The organism is Planctomycetia bacterium, from assembly GCA_015075745.1.
In the GTDB taxonomy this organism is placed as follows: Bacteria; Planctomycetota; Phycisphaerae; order UBA1845; family UTPLA1; genus UTPLA1.
Map to the genome: position 1 here is coordinate 738,983 of JABTTW010000002.1, position 21,330 is coordinate 760,312.

Annotated in this window: 17 protein-coding genes; 3 read left to right on the forward strand and 14 right to left on the reverse strand. The window is 61.7% G+C overall.

The genetic code is table 11. The features are described from left to right. Nucleotides 1-122: 122 nt before the first annotated feature. The 5 genes from HS101_16610 to HS101_16630 form a co-directional block, all read right to left on the reverse strand. Entirely contained in the window at nucleotides 123-329 is a 207-nt protein-coding gene (locus tag HS101_16610) for a hypothetical protein (protein MBE7507888.1), read from the reverse strand. Between the two features lie 81 nt (nucleotides 330-410). Continuing rightward, entirely contained in the window at nucleotides 411-1,034 is a 624-nt protein-coding gene (locus tag HS101_16615; protein ID MBE7507889.1) for an ammonium transporter, read from the reverse strand. A 399-nt stretch (nucleotides 1,035-1,433) separates the two neighbouring features. Beyond that, the gene (locus HS101_16620) at nucleotides 1,434-1,724 is read right to left on the reverse strand and encodes an HU family DNA-binding protein (protein MBE7507890.1); all 291 of its coding nucleotides are present in this window, start codon (nucleotides 1,722-1,724) and stop codon (nucleotides 1,434-1,436) included. A 196-nt stretch (nucleotides 1,725-1,920) separates the two neighbouring features. Continuing rightward, nucleotides 1,921-3,663, reverse strand: a complete 1,743-nt coding sequence (locus HS101_16625; GenBank protein ID MBE7507891.1) for a glycosyltransferase family 39 protein — start codon at nucleotides 3,661-3,663, stop codon at nucleotides 1,921-1,923. A gap of 51 nt (nucleotides 3,664-3,714) precedes the next feature. Next, entirely contained in the window at nucleotides 3,715-4,470 is a 756-nt protein-coding gene (locus HS101_16630; protein ID MBE7507892.1) for a hypothetical protein, read from the reverse strand. Nucleotides 4,471-4,669: 199 nt separating this feature from the next. On the opposite strand from HS101_16630, the gene HS101_16635 reads away from it, so the two are divergent. Together HS101_16635 and tsaD are read left to right on the forward strand one after the other, a co-directional pair. Then, nucleotides 4,670-6,088, forward strand: a complete 1,419-nt coding sequence (locus HS101_16635; protein ID MBE7507893.1) for a S41 family peptidase — start codon at nucleotides 4,670-4,672, stop codon at nucleotides 6,086-6,088. Beyond that, nucleotides 6,085-7,110, forward strand: coding sequence for a tRNA (adenosine(37)-N6)-threonylcarbamoyltransferase complex transferase subunit TsaD (tsaD, locus tag HS101_16640; protein MBE7507894.1), 1,026 nt, complete (start codon nucleotides 6,085-6,087; stop codon nucleotides 7,108-7,110). Before HS101_16635 ends, tsaD begins: the two co-directional genes overlap by 4 nt. A 640-nt stretch (nucleotides 7,111-7,750) precedes the next feature. On the opposite strand, the gene HS101_16645 is transcribed toward tsaD, so the two are convergent. From HS101_16645 to HS101_16655, 3 genes are all read right to left on the reverse strand, one after another. Beyond that, a complete protein-coding gene (locus HS101_16645; protein MBE7507895.1) occupies nucleotides 7,751-8,689 on the reverse strand; it encodes a hypothetical protein in 939 nt (312 codons plus the stop codon). 140 nt (nucleotides 8,690-8,829) lie between these two features. Beyond that, on the reverse strand, nucleotides 8,830-9,624 hold the full coding sequence (locus HS101_16650) for a tetratricopeptide repeat protein (protein MBE7507896.1): 795 nt from the start codon (nucleotides 9,622-9,624) through the stop codon (nucleotides 8,830-8,832). Between the two features lie 3 nt (nucleotides 9,625-9,627). Then, nucleotides 9,628-10,143 carry a hypothetical protein gene (locus HS101_16655; protein MBE7507897.1) on the reverse strand — a complete coding sequence of 172 codons (516 nt, stop codon included), beginning with the start codon at nucleotides 10,141-10,143 and terminating at the stop codon, nucleotides 9,628-9,630. A 168-nt stretch (nucleotides 10,144-10,311) separates the two neighbouring features. On the opposite strand from HS101_16655, the gene aceE reads away from it, so the two are divergent. Continuing rightward, complete coding sequence (gene aceE, locus HS101_16660) at nucleotides 10,312-12,987, forward strand: pyruvate dehydrogenase (acetyl-transferring), homodimeric type (protein MBE7507898.1); 2,676 nt, start codon at nucleotides 10,312-10,314, stop codon at nucleotides 12,985-12,987. A gap of 78 nt (nucleotides 12,988-13,065) precedes the next feature. Here the strand turns inward: aceE and HS101_16665 are convergent, their stop codons facing one another. From HS101_16665 to HS101_16690, 6 genes are all read right to left on the reverse strand, one after another. Beyond that, entirely contained in the window at nucleotides 13,066-15,024 is a 1,959-nt protein-coding gene (locus HS101_16665; GenBank protein ID MBE7507899.1) for a hypothetical protein, read from the reverse strand. Nucleotides 15,025-15,617: 593 nt separating this feature from the next. Beyond that, nucleotides 15,618-16,439 (reverse strand): alpha/beta hydrolase, encoded by an 822-nt coding sequence (locus HS101_16670; GenBank protein ID MBE7507900.1) that lies wholly within the window; start codon nucleotides 16,437-16,439, stop codon nucleotides 15,618-15,620. Between the two features lie 491 nt (nucleotides 16,440-16,930). After that, complete coding sequence (gene dprA, locus HS101_16675; protein MBE7507901.1) at nucleotides 16,931-18,103, reverse strand: DNA-protecting protein DprA; 1,173 nt, start codon at nucleotides 18,101-18,103, stop codon at nucleotides 16,931-16,933. Between the two features lie 134 nt (nucleotides 18,104-18,237). Further along, nucleotides 18,238-18,699 carry a DUF2203 domain-containing protein gene (locus HS101_16680; protein MBE7507902.1) on the reverse strand — a complete coding sequence of 154 codons (462 nt, stop codon included), beginning with the start codon at nucleotides 18,697-18,699 and terminating at the stop codon, nucleotides 18,238-18,240. Nucleotides 18,700-19,011: 312 nt separating this feature from the next. Next, complete coding sequence (locus HS101_16685) at nucleotides 19,012-19,596, reverse strand: hypothetical protein (GenBank protein MBE7507903.1); 585 nt, start codon at nucleotides 19,594-19,596, stop codon at nucleotides 19,012-19,014. A 122-nt stretch (nucleotides 19,597-19,718) separates the two neighbouring features. After that, the gene (locus HS101_16690) at nucleotides 19,719-21,260 is read right to left on the reverse strand and encodes a hypothetical protein (GenBank protein ID MBE7507904.1); all 1,542 of its coding nucleotides are present in this window, start codon (nucleotides 21,258-21,260) and stop codon (nucleotides 19,719-19,721) included. Nucleotides 21,261-21,330 lie beyond the last annotated feature (70 nt).

Here is a 21,330-nt window from a genome sequence, read left to right on the forward strand (position 1 = left end):
GCTTTGGAAGCACTTGATCCAAGATGGGATGACTGAGTGCATGATTGACGGGCGACGACAGGAAACGCGGTCGATGTCATTATTCCGACTCTCCCCCCGAAAGCGGGCGACGAATCAATCGCTTAGTTCATCGCCTCGGCCAGGTTGTTGCCAACACTGAACAGGGCCAGGATGCCGCTCGATTGCATCAGTTTGGCCATCGCCGGCTGAACCCCGGCCATCTCGGCCTTGAACTGGTTGGTGCCGTGATAGTCGAAATCGCGGCAGCGAATGGTCGCGATCGTCGCCCGCGGATCATTCTGAATCTTTACGACGGATTCCTGGCTCATGAGAACTTCCTTACTCCCAACTGCTGTTCATGCGACTTATCGGCTCCTGGCGCCCTCTGCCGGTCGCTGGTCAGACCTGGCTCATGCCAGACCTTGTATCAATCGGCACGACTTCTCTCTATGAATACTCTGATCGAGTCCCGCGAGTTCTTGTGCCCCGGTCACGCGAAGCCCGATCGTGCTCTTGACCAAGAGCGCGATCAGATAGGTTCCGACGGCCGCAAACGCCGCCGCCAGGCCGACGTTCTGCTTCACAAGGTGACCCGAATGGCCGCCAATTATGCCGACAACGGGCGTAAAACAGAAGATACCGGTTGCAATTCCGCCCCTGGCCCCGCCGACGCCGAGTCCCCGGAATGCGTCCAGGGCGTCGTTATAGACCCCCGCCTGCTCCTTGGAGCGAACCGCGAAATAACAAACCGCCCCCGCGACCAGCCCGATAAGCAAAGCCCAGCGGGGCTCAACGTGACCGGCGCCCAGCGTGATGGCCACCAGGCCCGAGAGGATGCCGGAAACAAGTCCCAGGCTCGTACAGCGCCCCTTTCGCATAAACTCGACGACGATCCACGACAGGGCCCCAGCGGCGGCGAGCGTCCGCGTTGTCGCAAAGGCCAGACCGGCAACCGACCCGGCGGCCTGCGCCTCGGAAGCGATTGCGCTGCCGGCGGTGAGTATAACGAGGCCCAATTCACCAAACGGATTCATCAAAGCGAGTCTTCCGGATGCGTCTGCGAATTCGTCTTCTCTGCCACGAATCGGCGCCGAGCGACAGCAACGCGTATCCTAGAATCAGGTGCATTTCCCTGCCAGCATCAAACCTCGCCCCGCGCGCCTCGGCATGCCGTAACGGCTGGCCACGGCATTCCAATCAACGCTCAATCGTCAGCGCACAAGCGATTGGGCAAGCTGCACAGGATCAACCCCCGAAAAACCCGAAGGGCTTCAATTTAGGTAAAGCATTTCATCAACATCAGCCAAGCCCCTAAACGGCAAAACGCCCCATCGACGTATTCCGTCGCTGGGGCGCTTGAAGCCGACAATTCTGCTAGTTTGCTAACTGCTAAACCGTGAGCGCTTTTTTGCGTGCCATACGCACGCGCGGGCTTACTTCTTGCCGGTGAGGATCGCGTCCTTCGCGGCCTTCGCCACGCGGAACTTCACGACCTTCTTCGCCGGAATCTTGATCGTCTCGCCCGTTGCCGGGTTGCGACCCATGCGCGCCTTGCGATTCACAAGCACCAGCTTGCCGACGCCCGGAAGCGTGAAGCCGTTCTTCGCCTGCTTGTAGGCGGTGTCCACCAGCGTCTCCATGAACGCGACGACCTGCTTGCGGGTCATCTCGTTCGACTCAGCCAGGTGGCCGATCAGGGCTGACTTACTCATTGACTTGGCCATCTTCACTCCTTCAATGTTGAATACCACTCGCTCTTGATGCCGCAACTCCACGGCACCGACCGCGGCAAAATGTATAGACTTCTATCGGCCAATACAAGAGCAAACCCCCATTTTTAAGGGCTTTTCTGGACACCCCCTTAAAAATTTCTAGGAAACTCGCCCGTTTGGCAGGCCCGAGACCGTCCACCGACCCCTTCTACTCCCGCCGGGCATAGACCCACCCCACCGCGAAATCCCCCCGTTTTACGGTGTGAATCACCTCAAATTGGGCCGAAAGCGCCTCGGAATCCGGCCAGTCCGGGGGCAGGTCACCGTACCCCAGGAGGTTGTTGATGTGCAGCAAGACGAAGTCCGCCCCGTCGATCGAGGGGGCCGGCGGAACCGCGTCACTGGCCGGCGTCACCCCGCGCGGCACAAAGGTAAAGAAGGGTTCCTTCGGCAGCGCCTGCCCGATGATCTCGGCCTCCCAGAGGTAGCTGACCACGAGGTCTCCCTTCTTGACGCGGCCGTCCTCGCTGCACCATTTGATCAGCGACTCCACGCCGTCGCTCGGCGTCTGGATCAGATTGCGATACCCCCGCGACTCCGCCCCCAGCCAGCGGTTACCCACGTTGTCATAACCGTAAAGTTGATACCACGGGTGCCCCTGATAGACCCGCACGCCGAGATGAATGAGCATGGCCGCGACCACGACGCACCAAACCCGCGTGGCGCCGCGCGAAACCCTGGATAACCAACTGCCGATCTCCACCGCCAGCCCCGCCGTGACGATCATCATGCACGGATAGACGCCCATGAGATAGAAAGTTTGCCGCAGCGGCAGAAAGCAGATCATTACGACGTAAAAGACAAACGACAACGTGCACGCCCGCCAACGTCCGTCGTCGCGCTCCCGAAACCCCGCAAGGACCAACCCCACCGCCGTCATCAGCCCCAGCGGGATCGTCAACTTCACGAGGATGATCCCCGCGTACAGGCGAAGATGATCGCTCCACAATGCCAACGGGAATGAGTTGTCCCACCGCAGCAGCCTCCGCAGAACTTCGCGGGCGATCTGATGGTCCACCACGTGCGCCGGCATCAGGACACAGACCGCGGCCGTCGAATAGGCGACCATGGCCACGTACCGCGACACCCTGCCCGACGCCATCACCCGTTGCCGCACCACGAAGACCGTCGTCTGCAACCAAATGACCAGGGCAATCGCCCATCCCACGCAGGCGGCGGACTTCGAGAAGTAGGCGGCGATGGCCGTGCCCAGCAGTACGGCGCAGTTGATCCCAAGAAGTCGATGCAGTCGCCGCAGGTCCTCCACGCGGCCCGCCGATTCCGACGATCGCGAAGGCCCGGAGGAAACCGTCAGCACCGCGCAGACAATGAACAGGTATCCCGCAAACAGCTTCGACCCGATGGCCAACGCGATGAGCAGTCCCGCAAGCAGCCACCGCTCCGGGTTCGGCCGCTGCATGTAACGAACGAAGGCCCACAGCGCCAATGTGGCAAAGAGCGCGACGAAGACATCCCCCTCGGTCATCGAAATGCGCTCGAATGACAAGAAATACGGCGAGAGCCCCAGCAGGATCGACGCCAGCGCACCGACCAGCGGCCCGAAACAGGCGCGCCCCAGCGCCGCCGTCGCGATGATCGTCAGCGCCCCGGCGACGATGCTCAGCATGCGCGAGACACGCAAATCGTCGCGCCCCGTCACCGCGAACGCCAAAGCGTTGACGTACATCGGCAGCCGCATCTGCGAGGCATCGAGCGACTCGTCTCCCCCGGTCAGCGGATGCTCAACAAGTCGAACGGCGATGTCGTGGTCGACCTGCTCGTCCCAAAGTGTCTCGAGCCCGCGCTGCGAATGCCACGCAATCCACCCCGACACCGCCGCCGCCAGCAGGCTCACCACAATCGACGCTCGACGGGCCGAGTCGGGGTTCATCTAGATTGCATCGGAGATTGACATGAATCGCCCCACATCCGGGACTGCCGACTATGGTCTCGAAGCGATGGCTTGCGCCAGTGGATTGACCAGGAGCGGTATCACGCGCGACACGGCCCACTCTTCCGCCCGCTCGGACAGCTCGCGGTGAACGTCGAGCAGATTCTCGCCCGCGGAGAATCCCCAATAGCGCCGGAGTGTGAGAAAAACACTCAGCGGTTGAACCTCGTATTGCTGCGTCCGCACCTCAAAGGTCGAAGTGCGACTCTTCACTTCCAGATAGACCTGCGTATCGCAGTTCTCGCTGAGCGACAGGCCGAGAAACGGCTGCGAGTCGATCGTCTGCATCACGCCTTCGTGACCCAGCAGCCCCGCCAGCGGCCCCTCGGAGAAAAACGTCTCCGCGACGAGTTGATCGTGATTCCCCCGATACTCCAGGTCGAACCCCATCACCACTTCCAGATGGTCATAGTCGAGTTCGCCGAGCGTCAGGTGATAAGGGGCCATCTTCAAGACTACCTGCCCGAGCCGCTCCGCTTCCTCCAGCGACGGCGGATTGAAATGCCCGAGCCGGATCGCCCCCGCGTCCAGCCGAATCCAGCGCTTCGTCCCATCGTCGGACTCGTCCTCTTCCAGCAGCAACGAGGCATCGTCGCGCCGGCGCAGCTTTCGCAGAAGCGGAAACTCCCGCATCACGCTGTCGAAGAAGTGAAGCACCGTCTCGCGTTCCAGGCCCAGGTCGAGCTTCAGAAACAATCGGGTGGCGACATGAAAATCGTCGCAATGTGCTCCGAAGATGTTGCTCATTGTCGGGCTCCTCCATGAGAGTCTGCGACGCAGATACCCGCCTGTTTCGCATTATGCAAGACCGGGCCCGGCGATTCAACTTGTCAATCCGCCATTCTTCGGGCCCACCGAAAAATCGTCGCGGTTGACGCACCATACTCGCGGCGAGACAATCATTTCTCCGCAGCCACGTCGTGATGTTGACCCCGAAGGAGCCGCCATGCCGAAGCGCAATCTCGCCTGGATCCTCGTGATTGCCATGATCACTCTCCTCATGTGGCAACTCCCGCAGACCATTGCCGGACGCGACGCCGTTTACAAGGCCTTCGGGCCCCTCGCCGACGTCAAAGCCCAGATTCATCGCCGCTTCGTCGATGACCTCGACGACGCCCGGCTCACAGACGCCGCCGTGGAGGCAGGCATCAAGGCGATGGTCGAGGAGCTTCACGACCCCTACGCCGGATATCTCAACCCCGAAGAATACAGCCGCTTCAAGAATCGCACCGACGGTTTCTTTGGCGGCATCGGCGTCGAAGTCTGGGCCAATCCGCGCGGCCTCGAAGTCATCAGCCGAGAACCCCGCTCCCCCGCCGATGACGCCGACATCCTCCCCGGCGACATCATCACCCACATCGGCGAGAAGTCCACCGCCGAACTGCCCCTCGTCGAGGCGGTCAATCACCTGCTCAACGGTCCGCCGGGCACCGAGCTCACCATCACGGTGATTCGTCCGTCGGCGCAGGACGAAGAGCGCGTCCTCACGCTCGCCCGCGCGATCATCCAGTTGAACCCCGTCCGCGGTTGGTCGCGCGCCGCCGAGGGCGGCTGGCGATACATGATCGATCCCGCCCTGCGCATCGGCTATGTCCGGCTCAACAAGTTCACCCATGACGCCCCGCAAAAGCTCGACGTCGCCGTTCAGCGCCTCATCGGGGCCGGCCTTCGCGGACTGGTCCTCGACCTCCGCGAAAACACCGGTGGCCTGCTCGATGCCGCCCGCGACGTGGCCGATCGCTTTCTTGAGTCCGGCACCATCGTCCGCATCGCCGGCCGCCGCGCCGACGGCAAGCGATGGTCGGCCATGCACGACGGCACCTATCCCCCCATGCCGATGTGCGTCCTCATCAACGGGGCCAGCGCCAGCGCCGCGGAGATCGTCGCCGGGGCCCTGCGGGATCATGAACGCGCCGAGATCGTCGGCGAGCGTTCCTACGGCAAGGGCAGCGTGCAGGAAGTCGTCGAACTCGACGGCAACAACGGCGCGATCAAGCTGACCACCGCCTATTACTATCTGCCCAGCGGACAATGCATCAATCGCGGGACCGGCGACAAATGGGGCGTCGATCCGACCATTCCCGTGCCGCTCTCCGAGGCCGAGCGCGCCAAATGGCAGGCCACCTGGCGCGAGATCGAGCGCGAGCCGGGCGCCACGCCCGAGTCCGACGCGCAGGCCGTCGATCCCGCCGAAGAGTCCGTCAGCGATCCGCACCGCGCCGCCGCCGAGCGCCGCCTGCTCGATGGCGACTTGCAGCTTCGCGTGGCTCTCAAGCACCTGCAGGACAAGCTGCGACCGCCCGGCACCGATATCGCCGACGACCAGGCCGCCTCATCGGCCGCTTCCAACGCACGCCGCCCATGACCACCATCCTCGGAATAGAAACTTCCTGCGACGAGACATCCGTCGCCGTCGTCGATGACGGCCGCCGCGTCCGTTGCAATCTCACCGCCACGCAGTTCGACCTCCACGCCAAGTACGGCGGCGTCGTCCCCGAGATCGCCTCCCGCGCCCACCTCGAAAAGCTCGACCCGCTCATCGAGGAGGCCCTCGCACAGGCCGCCTGCACCCCGGACGCCATTGATGCCATCGCCGTGACACAGATGCCCGGCCTCATCGGCTCGCTGCTCATCGGCGTCACCGCCGCCAAGACACTCGCCTGGGCATGGGACAAGCCGCTCGTCGGCGTCAACCACATCCACGCCCACGCGACCAGCGCCGCCATCGAGCTCACCGAAGACCCCTGGCCCGCCGTCGCCCTCGTCGTCTCCGGCGGCCACACCTCGCTCTACCACGTCCGCGACTACGACGACATTACTCTGCTCGGCGCGACCATCGACGACGCCGCCGGAGAGGCCTTCGACAAGATCGCCAGCATCCTCAAGCTCGGCTTCCCCGGCGGGCCCATCGTCGACAAACGCGCCGCCGCGGGAAACCCGAAGAGCGCCAAGTTCCCGCGAACCATGCTCGCCGCCGATTCGCTCGACTTCTCCTTCAGCGGCCTCAAGACCGCCGTCCTCTACCGAGTCCACGGCCCCGGCAAGACGACCGGCGGGCTGGAGAAGCTCAGCGATCAGCAGATCAGCGACATCTGCGCCGCCTTCAGCGCCGCGGTGGTCGATGTATTGGTGGAAAAGACGATGCGCGCCGTGGCGAAGACCGGCGTGCGCACGGTCGTGGTCGGCGGCGGCGTCGCGGCCAACTCCATGCTCCGCACGCGCCTCTCGGAGCGCTGCACGAAGGAAGGCCTCGCCCTGCACCTGACGCCGATGCGCTACTGCACCGACAACGGCGCGATGATCGCGGCGCAGGGATATCACCTGTTCGCCAAGGGCCGGCGCGATGAGCTTTCTCTTTCGGCGAAGGCGAGCGTTGGTATTTCGTAACGCAGCAAGTGAAGCGCCCCACCAGAGACGAGCCCCGGACTTGAGTCCGGGCGGTTCGGCGTCGACCTTTTGGTCCAGTTTTCGAGCGAGATGCGGCAAATCCCAAGGTGACATAAGGTGACACAAGGCCTTCGGGGATTGTGCCAACGCTTGTGGCGGGCATGTGTTAGGGCGGATGGTGGAAACGTCGAAAAATCGAAACGTCGAAACGTCGAAATGGTGCGCGGCGGCGGGATTGCGTGGGGGCGTTCGAGGGGCGGTCCCTCCCTCACGGTTGGGGCTCCGAATGGGGGCCGACTTCGACGATTTGCAAGGTGACATAAGGCGAAAAAAGTTTTTGGAGGCGCTGGCAAGTGTTGTGGCGGTCGCGTGTTGGGGCAGTTCGCAAATCAGGCGGTTTTTGGATGACACAGGCCTGACACGAGCCCGGGCCAGGTGTTCAAAAGGCGAAGGGGGCAATTGGTTTCCATAGGACATCGCGCGCCGTCCTGCCGAGCACTTCTGGATCGATCTCCATTCGTGAATCCTTGCTCGGCGTTCGCGCCTTGGCAGGCTGATCTCGTGGACTGGGCGATCAATCATCTGAACGCCCTCGCCTGCGCTTCGGGCGGGTACGCGGCGGCGATTCGAAAAGGGTGAGCTACTTCCAGCGGCGAAGCTCGGAAAGCCTCAGGGCCCGATTGCCGGAGAGCGTGATGTCGCTTTTTTGCCGGACCGGGAACCACGGGCTGCCGTCCGAGCCTTTGAGGACGTGGAACGACTGGGCCGGGACGCCGGCCTCGCCGAGCAGGATGCAAAGCTCGCCGTTGGGGCCGGTGCAGGCGTCAAGGACGATGATCGTCGTCGGCTTCTTGCCGGTGCGGAGAAAGATGTCGCCCGGCGCGATGGAGCCGTCGGCGGCGGCGGTGGTGTCGTCGAGGAGGCTGTAGCAGGTACCGTATTGAAAAATGGTCTCGAGATAGCTGCAGAAGTTCGCCCGGCTGGGGTCGGGGTCGAACTGCTTGGCAAACGTCACCTCGCGTCCCTTGACGCTCGGTCGTTCGCCGGAAGCCCAGCCCTTCCACGTGGAAAGGTGGCCGCTGGTGAAATGGAATCCCAGATCGTCGAGCTGCTTGGCGGTCCAGCGATACTCGGCGCGCAGTCGGGTGAGCATGTTGGCCCCGGCCAGGGCGCGGTCGTTGGTCGGCTGGAGGGCGATCACGGCGGCGAGGGTCGGCGCGTCGGCTTTGAGGATGACCTTGCGCTTGCCGGACGTCACCGGCGTATCGGGCGGCATGACCGGCAGGTGCCGCAGCCACTCGGCGAAGCCGCGCGACGCGACCTTCACCCGGGTGAAGCCTTCGGGAGCGGCAATGCGCTCAACCAGCGGAACATACGCGGCGGCGATCTTTCGCGAGAGCCACGCATAGTGCTGCGCTTCGGCGGCCTCGTGGCGATCGAGCGTCTTCGCAAGTTCCGTCGCCGGGCGTTCGCTTTGCAGGGATGTCGGCGGAGAGACGCGCGTGGTCATGACCAGAACGATGACGGCAAAGAGGGCGAACACCGCCCCGCGCACCCACGGATCTCGCAGCCTGCTCATGGCGAACATGCTAGGCGCGCGAGCGGAAGATTGAAATGGGGATGTTTGCGGCGTCATGACTTACCGGTTGTTTCCGAGGCGAAGGGATTCGAGCATCTGAAAATCAAGGTGTCATCGACAGTCTTTGGGCCACACCGCGATCACGGCCCACTGGGTTCCACTTCGGTGGCCGAGCCGGCCAGGCGCTTACCCGAAAACACGGAGGGCTTGGGACCTGACTGATCCTGACTCATGACAAACGCGCGGGCACGACTCAACTGCTCCGCCGCGCCGGGGCAATCCGGATTGATGGCCAGGGCCTCCTTGAAGGAGTCGCAGGCAGCGACGTAATTGCCCTGATCCATCTGCAGAATGGCGACGTTGTAGTGGGCGATGTCGGCCGGGACGACGCGGGAGAACTCAATAAGGCTTTCCTTCATGTTTCCAACGTAGCCCAGCGAGATGGCCAGGTTCATGCGTGCCCGCGGAAAGTCGGGTGCGATGCGAAGGGCGTCGCGGAACTGCTGCTCGGCATCGGCGTATCGTCGTTGTATGAGGTAGCTGTAACCGAGGTTGTTGCAAAGCATCGCCGATCCGGGAATGGCCTGAATGCCCTGCCGCAGGATCTGGTCGGCATCGGAAAAGCGGCCGAGTTTTTGATAGCAGATGCCGAGCCGGCTATAGGCCACCGCCGAACGAGGCTCATTGATGATCGCCCGTTCGTATTGACCGATGGCCCCTTGCAGGTCGCCCTGCTTTTCGAGCATCCGTGCGGCGGCGAGATGGGTCTCGGCGTTGATCTTCGGCGGCGGCGCGGGCGTGGCCTTCTCGGCGAGTTGGGCTCGCTGCTCGCTGACGCCGGCGGCCGAGGAAACCTTTTCGGTCCGATCGAGGGCGCATCCGTGCGCGATCAGTCCGATGCAAGCCGACAGGAAGAGATTCAGCGTCTTGTTCACGACTTAATTCCCTTCGATGGCTCTGATGTTCAACTGGTAGGCGTTCTTTCGCGTCTCAGCCTGCTTGGCAACGGCCTGTCCGGCGAGAGCTTCCCTGGAATCCATGCCGCGTCCGCCGGCGATTCCGGGGACGACGTCGATCTGCTGCTTGCCGGGCAGGGCCTGAACGAGAAACCGCTTGGCGACGGCGAGGCGATCCCGGATCAGCTTGTCGTTTTCGAGGGAGGTTTCATAGTTGATGGTCCCGCCGCGCGCGGCCAGGAGCTCGGCATAGCGGGCGAGCCGGGCCTGACCGGTTCCGGACAGCTCGGCACAATGCGGGACGAAGTGGATGTCGGCGACCGACATGTCGGCCAGCATGCCCTGGTCATTGTGGTAGGTGTAATACTGTGACCACTCAGGGCGGCTGTTGCTCTCGCCCTGTGGCGGTGCATTGAGGCGTTGGTTTTCGGGCGGGATGCAACCGAGGGTAAAGAGCCCCACCCCGGCGGCGGTCAGGATAGATCGAACTCGAATCATCAAACGCCTCCCAAGCGCGAACCAACGGCGGTAAACAGATCGGAACGCTCCTCTATCTATCGGCAGGCGTCGCCGATCGCCGGCAGCCTCGGGCGACCCGGGGGCGTCGCGGGAGCCCAAACGGGCCGGAAATTTGCATTTCCGCCGGACGTCAGTAAAGTCGCTGCCATGTCGCACGCCAATTTGCCGGACAACGACCCCGTAGAAACAGGGGAATGGCTGGAATCTCTCCAGGCAGTTGTTGCCTCACAGGGACCCGAACGTGCCGAATTCCTTCTGTCGGAGCTCAGAGACTGGGCCACCAACAAAGGCATTGCCGCTCCGTTCAATGCCAATACGCCCTATGTGAATACGATTCACGTCTCCCAGCAGCCCCCTTACCCTGGGGACCGGGAGATCGAGCGGCGGATCAAGAGCTACATGCGGTGGAACGCGATGGCGCTCGTGGTGCGAGCCAATCGACGGTCGCCGGGTATCGGCGGACATATCTCGACTTTCGCCAGTGCTGCAACCCTGCTGCAGGTCGGACTGAATCACTTTTTTCGTGCCAATACGCCGGAGCGAACGGGCGACCAGATTTACTTTCAGGGACACAGCTCGCCGGGTATTTATGCTCGCGCTTATCTGGAAGGGCGCATCTCGACGGAACTGATGCACAACTTTCGTCGGGAACTTGCCGAGGGCGGCGGGCTGTCGAGCTATCCGCATCCGTGGCTCATGCCGCACTTCTGGGAATTTCCCACCGTCTCGATGGGGCTCGGGCCGCTGACGGCGATCTATCAGGCGAGGTTCAACAGATACCTGCACGATCGAGGATTGGCGGATACCGATCATTGCCGGGTCTGGGCGTTTCTCGGCGACGGCGAGATGGATGAACCCGAAAGCATGGGGGCGCTGACGCTTGCTTCACGCGAAGGACTCGACAATCTGTGCTTCGTCGTGAACTGCAACCTCCAGCGACTCGACGGACCGGTTCGGGGAAACGGCAGCATCATTCAGGAATTGGAAGCCGCCTTTCGCGGCGCTGGCTGGAATGTCATCAAGGTCATCTGGGGCGACGACTGGGACCCACTCTTTGCGGCCGATACCGAGGCGCTTTTGCCGGCGAGGATGGCCAATGTCGTCGACGGTCAATGGCAGCGGTACAGTATTTCCGACGGCGCATACATTCGCGAGCACTTCTTCGGGACGGACCCGCGCATCCTGAAGCTCGTCGAACATCTGAGCGACAAGCAGCTTGAGAAGCTGAGGCTCGGCGGTCACGACCCGGTGAAGGTGTACGCGGCGTACAAAGCGGCGATCGACCACAAGGACCAGCCCACGGTCATTCTTGCCCGAACGATCAAGGGCTACGGCTTGGGCGAGGCGGGCGAAGGCAAGAACATCACGCACCAGCAGAAGAAGCTGAACGAGGTGGAGCTTGCCGAGTTTCGAGATCGGTTCGGCATTCCCATCTCTGACAAGGAGCTGCGCGACGCGCCCTTTTATCGCCCACCGGCGGGCAGCCCGGAAGAGAAGTATCTCCTTGACCGCCGGGCGGAACTGGGCGGGTTCGTCCCTCGGCGGATGGTTCGGGCCAAGCCATTGCAGTCGCCGCCTGACAAGTTGTTCGAGGAGTTCTACAAGGGCAGCGGAGGTCGCCCGGCGTCCACGACGATGGTGTACGTGCGTCTGCTCACGCGGCTCCTGAGTGATAAGCAGATCGGCCCGTTGATCGTTCCGATCGTGCCGGATGAGTCCAGGACGTTCGGCATGGACTCGTTGTTCCAGAAGCATGGCATCTACGCGCACGCGGGCCAGAAATACGAGCCGGTCGATCGCGGGTCGCTGATGTACTACCGCGAAGAGCAGGACGGCCAACTCCTGCAAGAGGGCATCACGGAAGCGGGTTCGATGGCGTCGTTCACCGCGGCGGGCACGGCCTACGTCACCCACGGCATCAACACAGTGCCGTTCTTCACGTTTTATTCGATGTTTGGTTTTCAGCGCGTGGGAGACAGCATCTGGGCGCATGGCGACATGCGCGGGCGCGGCTTTCTCATGGGGGCGACCAGCGGTCGTACGACGCTGGCCGGCGAGGGCTTGCAGCACCAGGACGGCAACAGTCAGTTGATAGCGACCCTTGTGCCGAACTGTCTTGCCTACGACCCGGCCTTTGGTTATGAGGTCGCGGTATTGATCAAGGAAGGCATCCGGCGGATGTACGAGGCGCAGGAGGACGTCTTCTATTACATCACCATTCACAATGAGCCGTACGAGATGCCATCCATGCCGGACGAGGCAGGGATTTCCGAGGGCATCCTCAAGGGTATGTACCTCTACCGGGCCGCCGAGCGCAAGCGCAACTGGCCGCGCGTGCACCTGTTCGGCAGCGGCTCGATACTGAATGAGGCAATTCGTGCTCAGCAGATGCTTGCCGACCGATACAAGGTCGCCGCCAACGTGTGGAGCGTGACCAGCTATCAGCAGCTTCGCCGCGAGGCACTCATTGTCGAGCGATGGAATCGCCTGCACCCGACGGCGACACCGAAGAAGCCGTTCTTCGTGAAGCAGCTCGAAAGCGACCCCCGTCCGATCATCGCGGCCAGCGACTATGTGAAACTGGTCGCGGAGCAGGTTGCAAGATGGGCACCGGCCGAGTTCGTTCCGATGGGCACGGACGGCTACGGTCGAAGCGAATCACGCGAGGAGCTGCGCCGCTTCTTCGAGGTCGATGCCGAGTCCATTTGCGTGGCGACGCTCAACACCCTTGCACTGCGCGGGGAGATCGACGCATCGGTCGTCGAGGCGGCGGTTGAGGAATTCGGGATTGACCCGGAGCGACCTGATCCTGCTCGGTCGTGAGCAAGCCGTGCAATCACGTGGTGCTACGGGGCTTTCCTGGTCCCGAAGGCGAATCCGTCATCTCATTCATAACGGCCGTCACTGCGGGAAGCAGTTGATCTTGGGGACCGCCAGCAAACGCTCGACAAACAGCGTGATATCCATTTCCGTGAAGATTTCATCAGGGAACACATCTGCGCAGGCGCATTGAGGCGGGATGGGTCCGTCGAAAAAGTTCATGAAGCAGTCCACGAATGCCTGAATATCACTCCCGGTAAGCAGCCCGTCGCCGGTCATGTCTCCGGGGCAGGGACAGAACAGACGGCAATCGCAGCAAAGATCGATCGAGCCGTCCTGATTGACGACGCGTTGTGATTCACAGACGGTTCCCTTGGGACAGATTCCCTGGCACCGGGGCACTGCGCCGGTAGAAATCCTCAGGGTACGAGTGGTGGAGCCGGACCTTCCGGCCAAGACGCTGCCCGGCGCGCCGACGAAATCAATGCGATAGGTCAAATCAAAGAAGCTATCGACAGCCCAATCGCCGCCGGGCAACTGTGTCAACGTGGTATGACCCGGACTTGGCAGGCCAAAGTCCGTGCCGCCTGTGATGCGCAGGAGGTCAAAATCGGGATCACCGACTAATTGACCGAAGAGGCGAAACATGTCGGTCGGAAAATCCTGTACCGGCGCATTTAAGATCCTTTGGCCGGTATGAATCTCAAAGCTGACCGGAACGCCAATAAAGCGGCTGTAGCCGAGTAGCGTGCCGGTCCCCTCCATGTCGAGGAATAGCGTGGAATCCGAGCAGTTCTTCTCACCGGAAAGCGTGCCACCCGGCTGAATGCAGCCCAGCATCGTGGAGAATGAACAAACTCCCCCGACTGGATTACAGAAGAAATTCGTGTCTTCGCCATCAGCGCGAATCGTCGTGCCGGCCGGGAGGCCATCGATAATCTGGAAAGGATCGTCGGGTTCGGTCTTGTAGGAACAGCCAGCGGGCGGAAGATGGACGGTCCCCGCACCTCCATCCGGCACAACGCAGCCATTGCCGGACGTATCCGCGATATCAACATGGCACTCTGAACTGAAGCGACATGCGCAATCGAGCACATGTGTGACGCCGGCATCGGGAAACAGTCGAACACAGCGAGGCAAACACTGTTGAGACGAATCCGGACAGGGCGTGTTACGACAGGCGGAAAGGTCGGGGAGCGGTTCGCAGACGAGCGGCACACAGTCGCAGCAGATGTCGATCGTGCCATCGGGGAGGACGGTGCGCTCCGTCCGGCACTCGTAGCCCTGAGGACAAAGGCCCTGGCAAAATGGCTGGCTGCCCATGTATATCCGGGCGGTGCCGGTGGTGGAGCCGGACCTTCCGGCCAGGACGCTGCCCGGTGCGCCAACGAAGTCGATGCGATACGTGAGATCGAAGAAGCTGTCGACCGCCCAGTTTCCACCGGGGAGTTGTGTCAGGGTTGTATGCCCGGGACTTGGAAGACCGAAGTCAGTTCCCGCCGTGAAGCGCAGCAGATCAAAATCGGGATCACCGATTATTTGACCGAAGAGGCGAAACATGTCGGTATCAAATTCCTGAAAGGGCGCAAATGGTGTGCGCGGAGCGGTGTGAATTTCGAAGCTAATGGGAATCGCAATGAAGCGATTGTATCCGACCAGTGTACCGGTACCGTCCATGTCGAGGTACAACGAAGCCTCGGAGCAGTTTTTCTCGCCGCCCAATGATCCACCGGATTGGGTGCAGCCAGTCATCGTTGAGAAGGAACAGACGGCGACCGAGGGATCGCAAATGAAATCGCCATTGATTCCATCGCACTGAATCGTGGTTCCGGCCGGCAGCCCATCAACGATCCGAAACGGATTGCCCGGCTCAGTCTGGTAGTAACACCCTGATGGCGGCAGATGAACCGTTCCGTCGATGCTGAACGGAGCGGTGCAGGCATTGCCCTCGACGGTGGGCCGGTACACCCTGCAGGCCTCAGGATTGAGACACTCACACGCGATGACCTTTGTGACGCCCTTGACGGGGTCCAAATTCATGCAACGTGGCTGGCACCGCTGACCTTCGATCGGGCAGGCCGCGGCGCGACAATTCGACCCGTCGACTTCTGGCTCACACATCACAGGACCAACGCCTGCAAGTATATTCACCGGTGCAAAAAGAATTCCACAAAAAATGCCCATGACGGCGAGGCAAAGCCATGCACCTCGCGGAATGCAGCAGATAACGAGATCATTGTCCAGCCTGAACGCACCTTTCCCGCACTGACCTCGTACGCGATGCATGGTGATTTCTCCTGAGTAGGCTGAATTCGGGAAACCGAATTCGAATTACCCCGAATGGCTTCGGCAACATCTTGTGGAAGGCTGCGGCGCAGGTCGCTGGAAATGGGGGGCAATCTGTCACGCGAAACCTGACGTACCGCGTACTTGTTACCTTCCCTTAACTAAAGGTGAGTCTAATCAAATTGAGGCGCTGAAATCAAGGAAAAACGTAATCCAATTGCGCAAAGTGAGTGCGATAGTCGTTCATCAAGCCCACAAGGCAGCCACTGCCTGTTTAGATTTTATGGAGTGCACCACCCAACCGGAGTCATCGAAATGTGGCGGGCGACTCGGAGGGCGGCCGCGGACTAGGGCGCAAGAGCCAACCAATCTTGTAGTATCAAAAAGAACCGGCCTCGTGCGAACTCTTCGAGCCACGGGTAGTGGCCGCATTGGGTCAGTTCGTGATACTCGAGTTGCGGCAGGTGCGGCGCGAGATTGTCGCGGATCATTTTTCCCGGATGGGGATCGTCCGCGCCGTGAATCATCAGCACGGGCGCGCGGATTGTCGCGAAGGCGGCGGGATAGATACTCTCGGCCTGCAGCCGAAGCATGTCGCCCCAGGTTTCCTCGTGGCCGCGGGCGTCAAAGGCAGCGGTCTCGTCGCGGTGCGGAATCAGCCGGACTGAGTCAATCCGCTGGTTGAGACTGCCCATGGCGCGAAGGCGTTCATCGGGCTTGGGGAATCGTTTCAGGAGCCTTGCCTGGCGCTCGAGGACCGCGGGCGTCATGCGCGCCGCTCGAATTTCCTTGAGACGCTGGCGCGACGCCGGATCGAAGGTGCCGCAACCGATGAGCACCAGTCGGCTCACGCTCTCGGGGAACTCCGCAGCGCAGGCCAGAGCGAGCATCGCGCCCCAGGAGTGGCCGACGATGATGCACGGCTCTGTGGGGCATATGGCAGAAATCAGATGATGCAGGTCGAGAATGTGCGTACGGACGGTGAGCGGTTGGTCGCCGCTGCGCCGCTGGAACGGCTCGACCGCGCGGGCGAAGGCGGCAATCCCTCGCGCGACGGGCGCCATGTAGCCGGGTGCACCGGGGCCGCCGTGGAGGACGAAGACCAGAGGTCCCTCGTCGCCGTATCTGCGGAAAAAGAGCGGCGGGGACTCAGACGAACCGTTCGACATGCACACGGCGCCTTGCTGCGAGCCGGAGGGTTCAACCTAATAGGTTACAAATTCGCCTTTGGCAATCCAGTACGCAGATTCTATCGAGCAGATGCGACATGCGAACAGTAACAAGCCGGCGTGGCGGAAAAAATTGACCGGGCCGACGGACAAGCCGGTCGGGGTCGTATCTACTTACCCGTGGCCCGATCATGTCATAGGATCGGCAGTATACATGTCAACCCACACATGAATACACAAATACGGCAAGAATTAAGCTGAGGTGAATGTCATAAGTGACCGGATAACATATCATTGTCAGGATAGTGCCACCTTTCGAGAAACTACTTCGCGCGCACCGAGGTTGGTCAATCAATGCCGTGAAATCGGTTGAAACACTTCCTGGTCAATGAATGCTAACGATCGTTTGGTTTCAACTGACAGTCAGTGAATCGCTTTAGCGCGGCTCATGGTCCTCCATCCGGAAGCAGCGATATTCCACCGGCAATTCTTCAGACCTTTCCTGTCGCATTAAAGTGTTCGCTGGGAAGCCTGCGCACGGCCCCCTTCAATTGCAGACCGGTCAATGCGACGGCCACGCGCGACGGAATCATTCCGGACCATTCGCAGATTTTTTCGATGCCCATCGATTCCTGGTTGAGGCAGTTCAGGACAGCCTGCTCGGCCTCGTCGAGTTGAAGGACGCCGGCGGGGGAAGGCGACATTTCATGTCCGTTGTCGAACAATGTCTGGGCAAGTTGCGGCGACGCGGCCTCGCGAAGTGAGGCGCCCACTGCGCCGAGCTCTTCCAGCACGTCGCCGAATTGAGTGATCAGCTTGGCCTCGCCTTTCTTCACCAGCTCCAAACACCCCTCGGCCTGCGGCGTATCGACGCGGCCGGACAGGGCGAACACTTCGCGGTCGTATTCGGTCGCCAGGCGGGCGGTGATGAGCGCGCCGCTACGCCGGGCCGCCTCGACGACCAGCACCCCCATCGAGAGCCCGGCGATGATGCGGTTGCGCGGCGGGAAATTCTTGGCATCGGGCGCGACGCTCATCGGCAGTTCGGAGATCATGGCGCCCGATTCCACGATGCGCTGCGCCAACTCGACAGAATCAGGCGGGTACACGTGGCACAGCCCGCAACCCAGGACGGCGAGAGTCCTTCCGCCGGCGGCCAGCGCGCCGGAGTGGGCATGAAAATCGACCCCGCGCGCCATTCCCGAGACGACGGTCATTCCAGCGCCGGCCGCGAGAGCGCCGAAACGCTCGGCCTGTTCGGCGCCGTAGCGCGAGCAGGCCCTGGAGCCGACGATCCCGAAGGCAATCGCATCGCGACGATCCAGCGTGCCTTTGACATAGAGGCAGATCGGCGGGTCGTAAATGCGGCGCAGCGGCAGCGGGTAATCGTCATCCTCCAGGCAGACGATGCGCACGTTGTGACGCTCGGCCAACAGGACTTCCGCGTCGACATCCACCCGGTCGCGCAGGGAGGCGATTCCCTGGGCGACCTTGGGGCCGACCTTTGAGACAGATTGAAGCTTCTGGACGCTGGCCCCCAGAACGGCGTCGATTCCGCCCAGCTCGCGCAGGAGGTTTGCAAAACGAATGGGCCCGACTTCGGGACACATCGAAAGCCGAAGATGCTTGCGGGCCGCCTCGCTGGCGATCGGGCGCAATGTCATGGGGCGTCGCCTCCTGATCCCCCCGGAGGAACGATTCTAAACAAATAAGGGTCAAGGCGAGAAGGGACAAACCGCGGCGTCGGCGGGCGCTGGGATCCGGCGGGATGGGACGTGAGGCCGCGGCCGTGGCACGGTCAGGACTGGGTCACGGCTTCCTGATTGAAATCGACGTCGAGCGGCTGACGACCGGCGAAGCCGGCCCCAACTTCGTGCCAGTGCTCGATCTTGTCTTCGCCAAGCTGCCAGCAGAGCTCGATCTGGCGACCGTCCCTCATGGAGAGGAAGTCGATCAGGCCGCGCCGCCAGTCCTTCAGCTCGCAACCGACTGCGGCGAGTTCCTCGCAAAGATCGCGGAGGTTGTCGAGTTCCACTTCGTAGCGCTTGCGGATCGCCTGATGTTCTTCCTGAGTGACGCGCGGGCGGCGCATGTGGCAGCGATCTTCCAGTGAACAGACGAGCTTGAACTGCTTGACCATGTCAGCGACGATTCGCTTGACGAGTGGAAGCGTCCGATTGGCGTGCTCCAGCGTGAAGACGCGGCGTCGATCGCCACGCTCAGCGCGGCTCTGCGATCTGGGTGCCTCATATACTTCCATGGATACCTCGCTGCGCCGACTCCGCATTTGGAAATGGGAATCTCATCACTCGACCGCGCGACACGTTTCTTATCACCAACTCGGAAAATACCCTGATTGACGGACCCTTGTCAATGCGCTTTCCGCAGGTTGGGACAGTTAACCTCTCAGAAGCGACAGATCGCGCGAGCCATCGGATTCAACGGATTGCCAAGCGTCCGCTAAGAACCGAATGCATGGGGTGTCGGCCGCTGCGCGCAAGAGATGAAATGAAAGGCCTGCCCGCGCACTTGGATTATTGGACATTCAAATAATCTTCAATGAAGGCAAGGCCTACGGAACCGCGGCGCCCTGAGCGGGGAGCTGCGCGGCCTGCAACATAATCCAAAAACACATGAGGAGGATGATCAGCCCGCTGATACTGAGCGAGGTAATGGCCGGCCACTTGGGGGGCGTGCGCTTCACAAGGGCGACGATGGCAAACACGATGCCAAGAGGCGGAAAAACGCAGAAGCCCAGAGCGCCGGCGAATTGAACGCCTGTTCGTGCGATCATCTCCTCCTGCAGAATCTTGTTGAACTCCGCTTGCGGCATTTGCTGGATGTCATGGTCCTTGGCGATGGACAGCACGAACCCGACAAAGACCGCGAAGCAAATGAGCGAGCCCGAAATGCAGGCCAGCGAGAGCCAGCTCAAGATATTTGTGCCGGCCGCGACCGGAACCGGCGGATGGTGAGCGGGACCGGAGGCGGCGGCGGTGGGCCTCGCCGCGGCGGGATCGTGAAGGGTCTGATGCTCGCTGACCAACGGGGCCGTGACCACCTTGCGGCAGTAGGGACAGGTCACGGCCTGGTTCGCCATTTCGTCGTCGACTTCGATCGGCTGCCCGCAGGCCGCACACATAAACTGAATTGCCATCGCGCCCTTTCCATGTCACGCCGACCGTCGCCGACGAGGCCACGGTCGATTCGGGCGCGTACTTTAACCGATTGCCCAATGATGCCAAACGAGGCCGGCGCCGGGTCCCGTCGGGTGCGTCGTCAGGGCGTGAGAAGCGCGTCAAGGAACTGGGGGACATCCGACAGCGTGACCTGCCGGTCCCCGGTGAAATCGCCGCGGGCGATGGGGTCCAGCGTCGGGAAGGCGGTGTAATAGTTCGGCGGGCCATTGATCACGACATCCGTGAAGGGAGCGATGTCCAGTCCGTTGACCTGTCCGTCTCCGTTCATGTCGCCCAAGGGAAGCCCGGGATCGTCGAGAATCACGGGCACGGTAAGCGGATCACCAAAGACGACATTCTGCCAGCTCAGAGCGGGAATGGACGAATAGGCCGCCTCGCCCCATGAGAGTCCGTTTACCAGGAAATTGACGAAGAGAAACTCGTTGTCGGCGATGGTGAATGTGAAGGGCTCATAGACGTGGCCGACGGCAAAGGTGCCTCCTGCGGCCAGGAAGTCGGCTACCTGCTCGAGTCCGAAGACCGAGCCGAGGCCGTTGAGCGCACGGGCGTTGTCCGATTCAAAGGTATTGAAGATCGCGCCCGGGGGGAAGTTGAAGCCGTTGATGTAGGTTGCGCTGCCCGGCGGGTTCTCGCCGAGTCCGGCGACGGCATCGTGATTCTCTCCGTAGGAGCCGTAGGCAATGATCGGGTTGGTCTCTTCGGTGGAATCGATGAAGTTGAACGTTCCGTCGTAGCGAACGTCCCAGCCCGCTCCGGTCAGGATCGCCGTTGTTTCCTCGTAGTCATCACCCGCGAAGAATGGATCGTTGAAGGCAAAGAGTTTGTCGTCGTCAAAGTCCTGGTTTGTGGACACGTCGAACTCATCGAGCAGCACGCGTACCAGGGCCTTGTTGATCCTCAGATTCTGCGCCCGATCCAGTGCGGCGGTCGCCTGCAATAAGGTGGTGCCGTCGATCCGGCTGACAAGGTACATATCACCCGGTGTCAGCAGCGTCGCTCCGCTTCCGCTTGGAATCCAGCAGATGTTGGAACGATTCATGAATGTCTTGGCGATCTGGATATTGGCGCGAGAAAAGGAACCGATCATCGCGGCGGTCTGGTGGTAGGGATTGTCGATCATGTTGTCGGAAAGGCTGTCCATCGTGCCGCCTGCCTCGCCGGCGTCGAGATTCTGCCAAAGGAGGACCAGTTCGGCGTCCACGCTGGCGTAATCCGCATCGCCGTTGGTGAGATCCGTTGCGGCGCTGCCGGGCATGTCTCCCACGGTGGGGATGTCGGTGTCCTGAATCCGATGCGGGATGGGACGAATCAGGACGATGTACACGATGCCGGAGGGCGTCGGATCGCCGGGCAGCAAGAGGTACGCTCGAATGGGGTCGCGGATCAGCGTGTTGAACTGGGCCCGGGTGAGGTCGGCGGCCGGAATGGCGGCGTTGCTGAGGTCGAAGACGTTCGCCGCGGGGATGGCGGGATGATGAGCGAGATAGGCGTCCTTGAGCGTGACCGCCTCGGGGAAAGCCGAGTTGTAGACGACGAGAACCCGATCTTCCGTGATGATCGCGCCGGCCGGCTGAGCGGAAATACATACGACGATGACCGCGGCGAAAATCAGACTTCGCACTTCATGAGATGATTTGGGCGATGGAATCTTCACTGTGCTTTCGCTCCCGTCCTCCCCCTTCGTTCGGTTG

Bases quoted from the DNA above. Each gene is read 5' to 3' on its own strand.
- HS101_16610 (MBE7507888.1), bottom strand. From the start codon at position 329: ATGAGCCAGGAATCCGTCGTAAAGATTCAGAATGATCCGCGGGCGACG.
- HS101_16615 (MBE7507889.1), bottom strand. From the start codon at position 1,034: ATGAATCCGTTTGGTGAATTGGGCCTCGTTATACTCACCGCCGGCAGC.
- HS101_16620 (MBE7507890.1), bottom strand. From the start codon at position 1,724: ATGGCCAAGTCAATGAGTAAGTCAGCCCTGATCGGCCACCTGGCTGAG.
- HS101_16625 (MBE7507891.1), bottom strand. From the start codon at position 3,663: ATGAACCCCGACTCGGCCCGTCGAGCGTCGATTGTGGTGAGCCTGCTG.
- HS101_16630 (MBE7507892.1), bottom strand. From the start codon at position 4,470: ATGAGCAACATCTTCGGAGCACATTGCGACGATTTTCATGTCGCCACC.
- HS101_16635 (MBE7507893.1), top strand. From the start codon at position 4,670: ATGCCGAAGCGCAATCTCGCCTGGATCCTCGTGATTGCCATGATCACT.
- tsaD (MBE7507894.1), top strand. From the start codon at position 6,085: ATGACCACCATCCTCGGAATAGAAACTTCCTGCGACGAGACATCCGTC.
- HS101_16645 (MBE7507895.1), bottom strand. From the start codon at position 8,689: ATGAGCAGGCTGCGAGATCCGTGGGTGCGCGGGGCGGTGTTCGCCCTC.
- HS101_16655 (MBE7507897.1), bottom strand. From the start codon at position 10,143: ATGATTCGAGTTCGATCTATCCTGACCGCCGCCGGGGTGGGGCTCTTT.
- aceE (MBE7507898.1), top strand. From the start codon at position 10,312: ATGTCGCACGCCAATTTGCCGGACAACGACCCCGTAGAAACAGGGGAA.
- HS101_16665 (MBE7507899.1), bottom strand. From the start codon at position 15,024: ATGAATTTGGACCCCGTCAAGGGCGTCACAAAGGTCATCGCGTGTGAG.
- HS101_16670 (MBE7507900.1), bottom strand. From the start codon at position 16,439: ATGTCGAACGGTTCGTCTGAGTCCCCGCCGCTCTTTTTCCGCAGATAC.
- dprA (MBE7507901.1), bottom strand. From the start codon at position 18,103: ATGACATTGCGCCCGATCGCCAGCGAGGCGGCCCGCAAGCATCTTCGG.
- HS101_16680 (MBE7507902.1), bottom strand. From the start codon at position 18,699: ATGGAAGTATATGAGGCACCCAGATCGCAGAGCCGCGCTGAGCGTGGC.
- HS101_16685 (MBE7507903.1), bottom strand. From the start codon at position 19,596: ATGGCAATTCAGTTTATGTGTGCGGCCTGCGGGCAGCCGATCGAAGTC.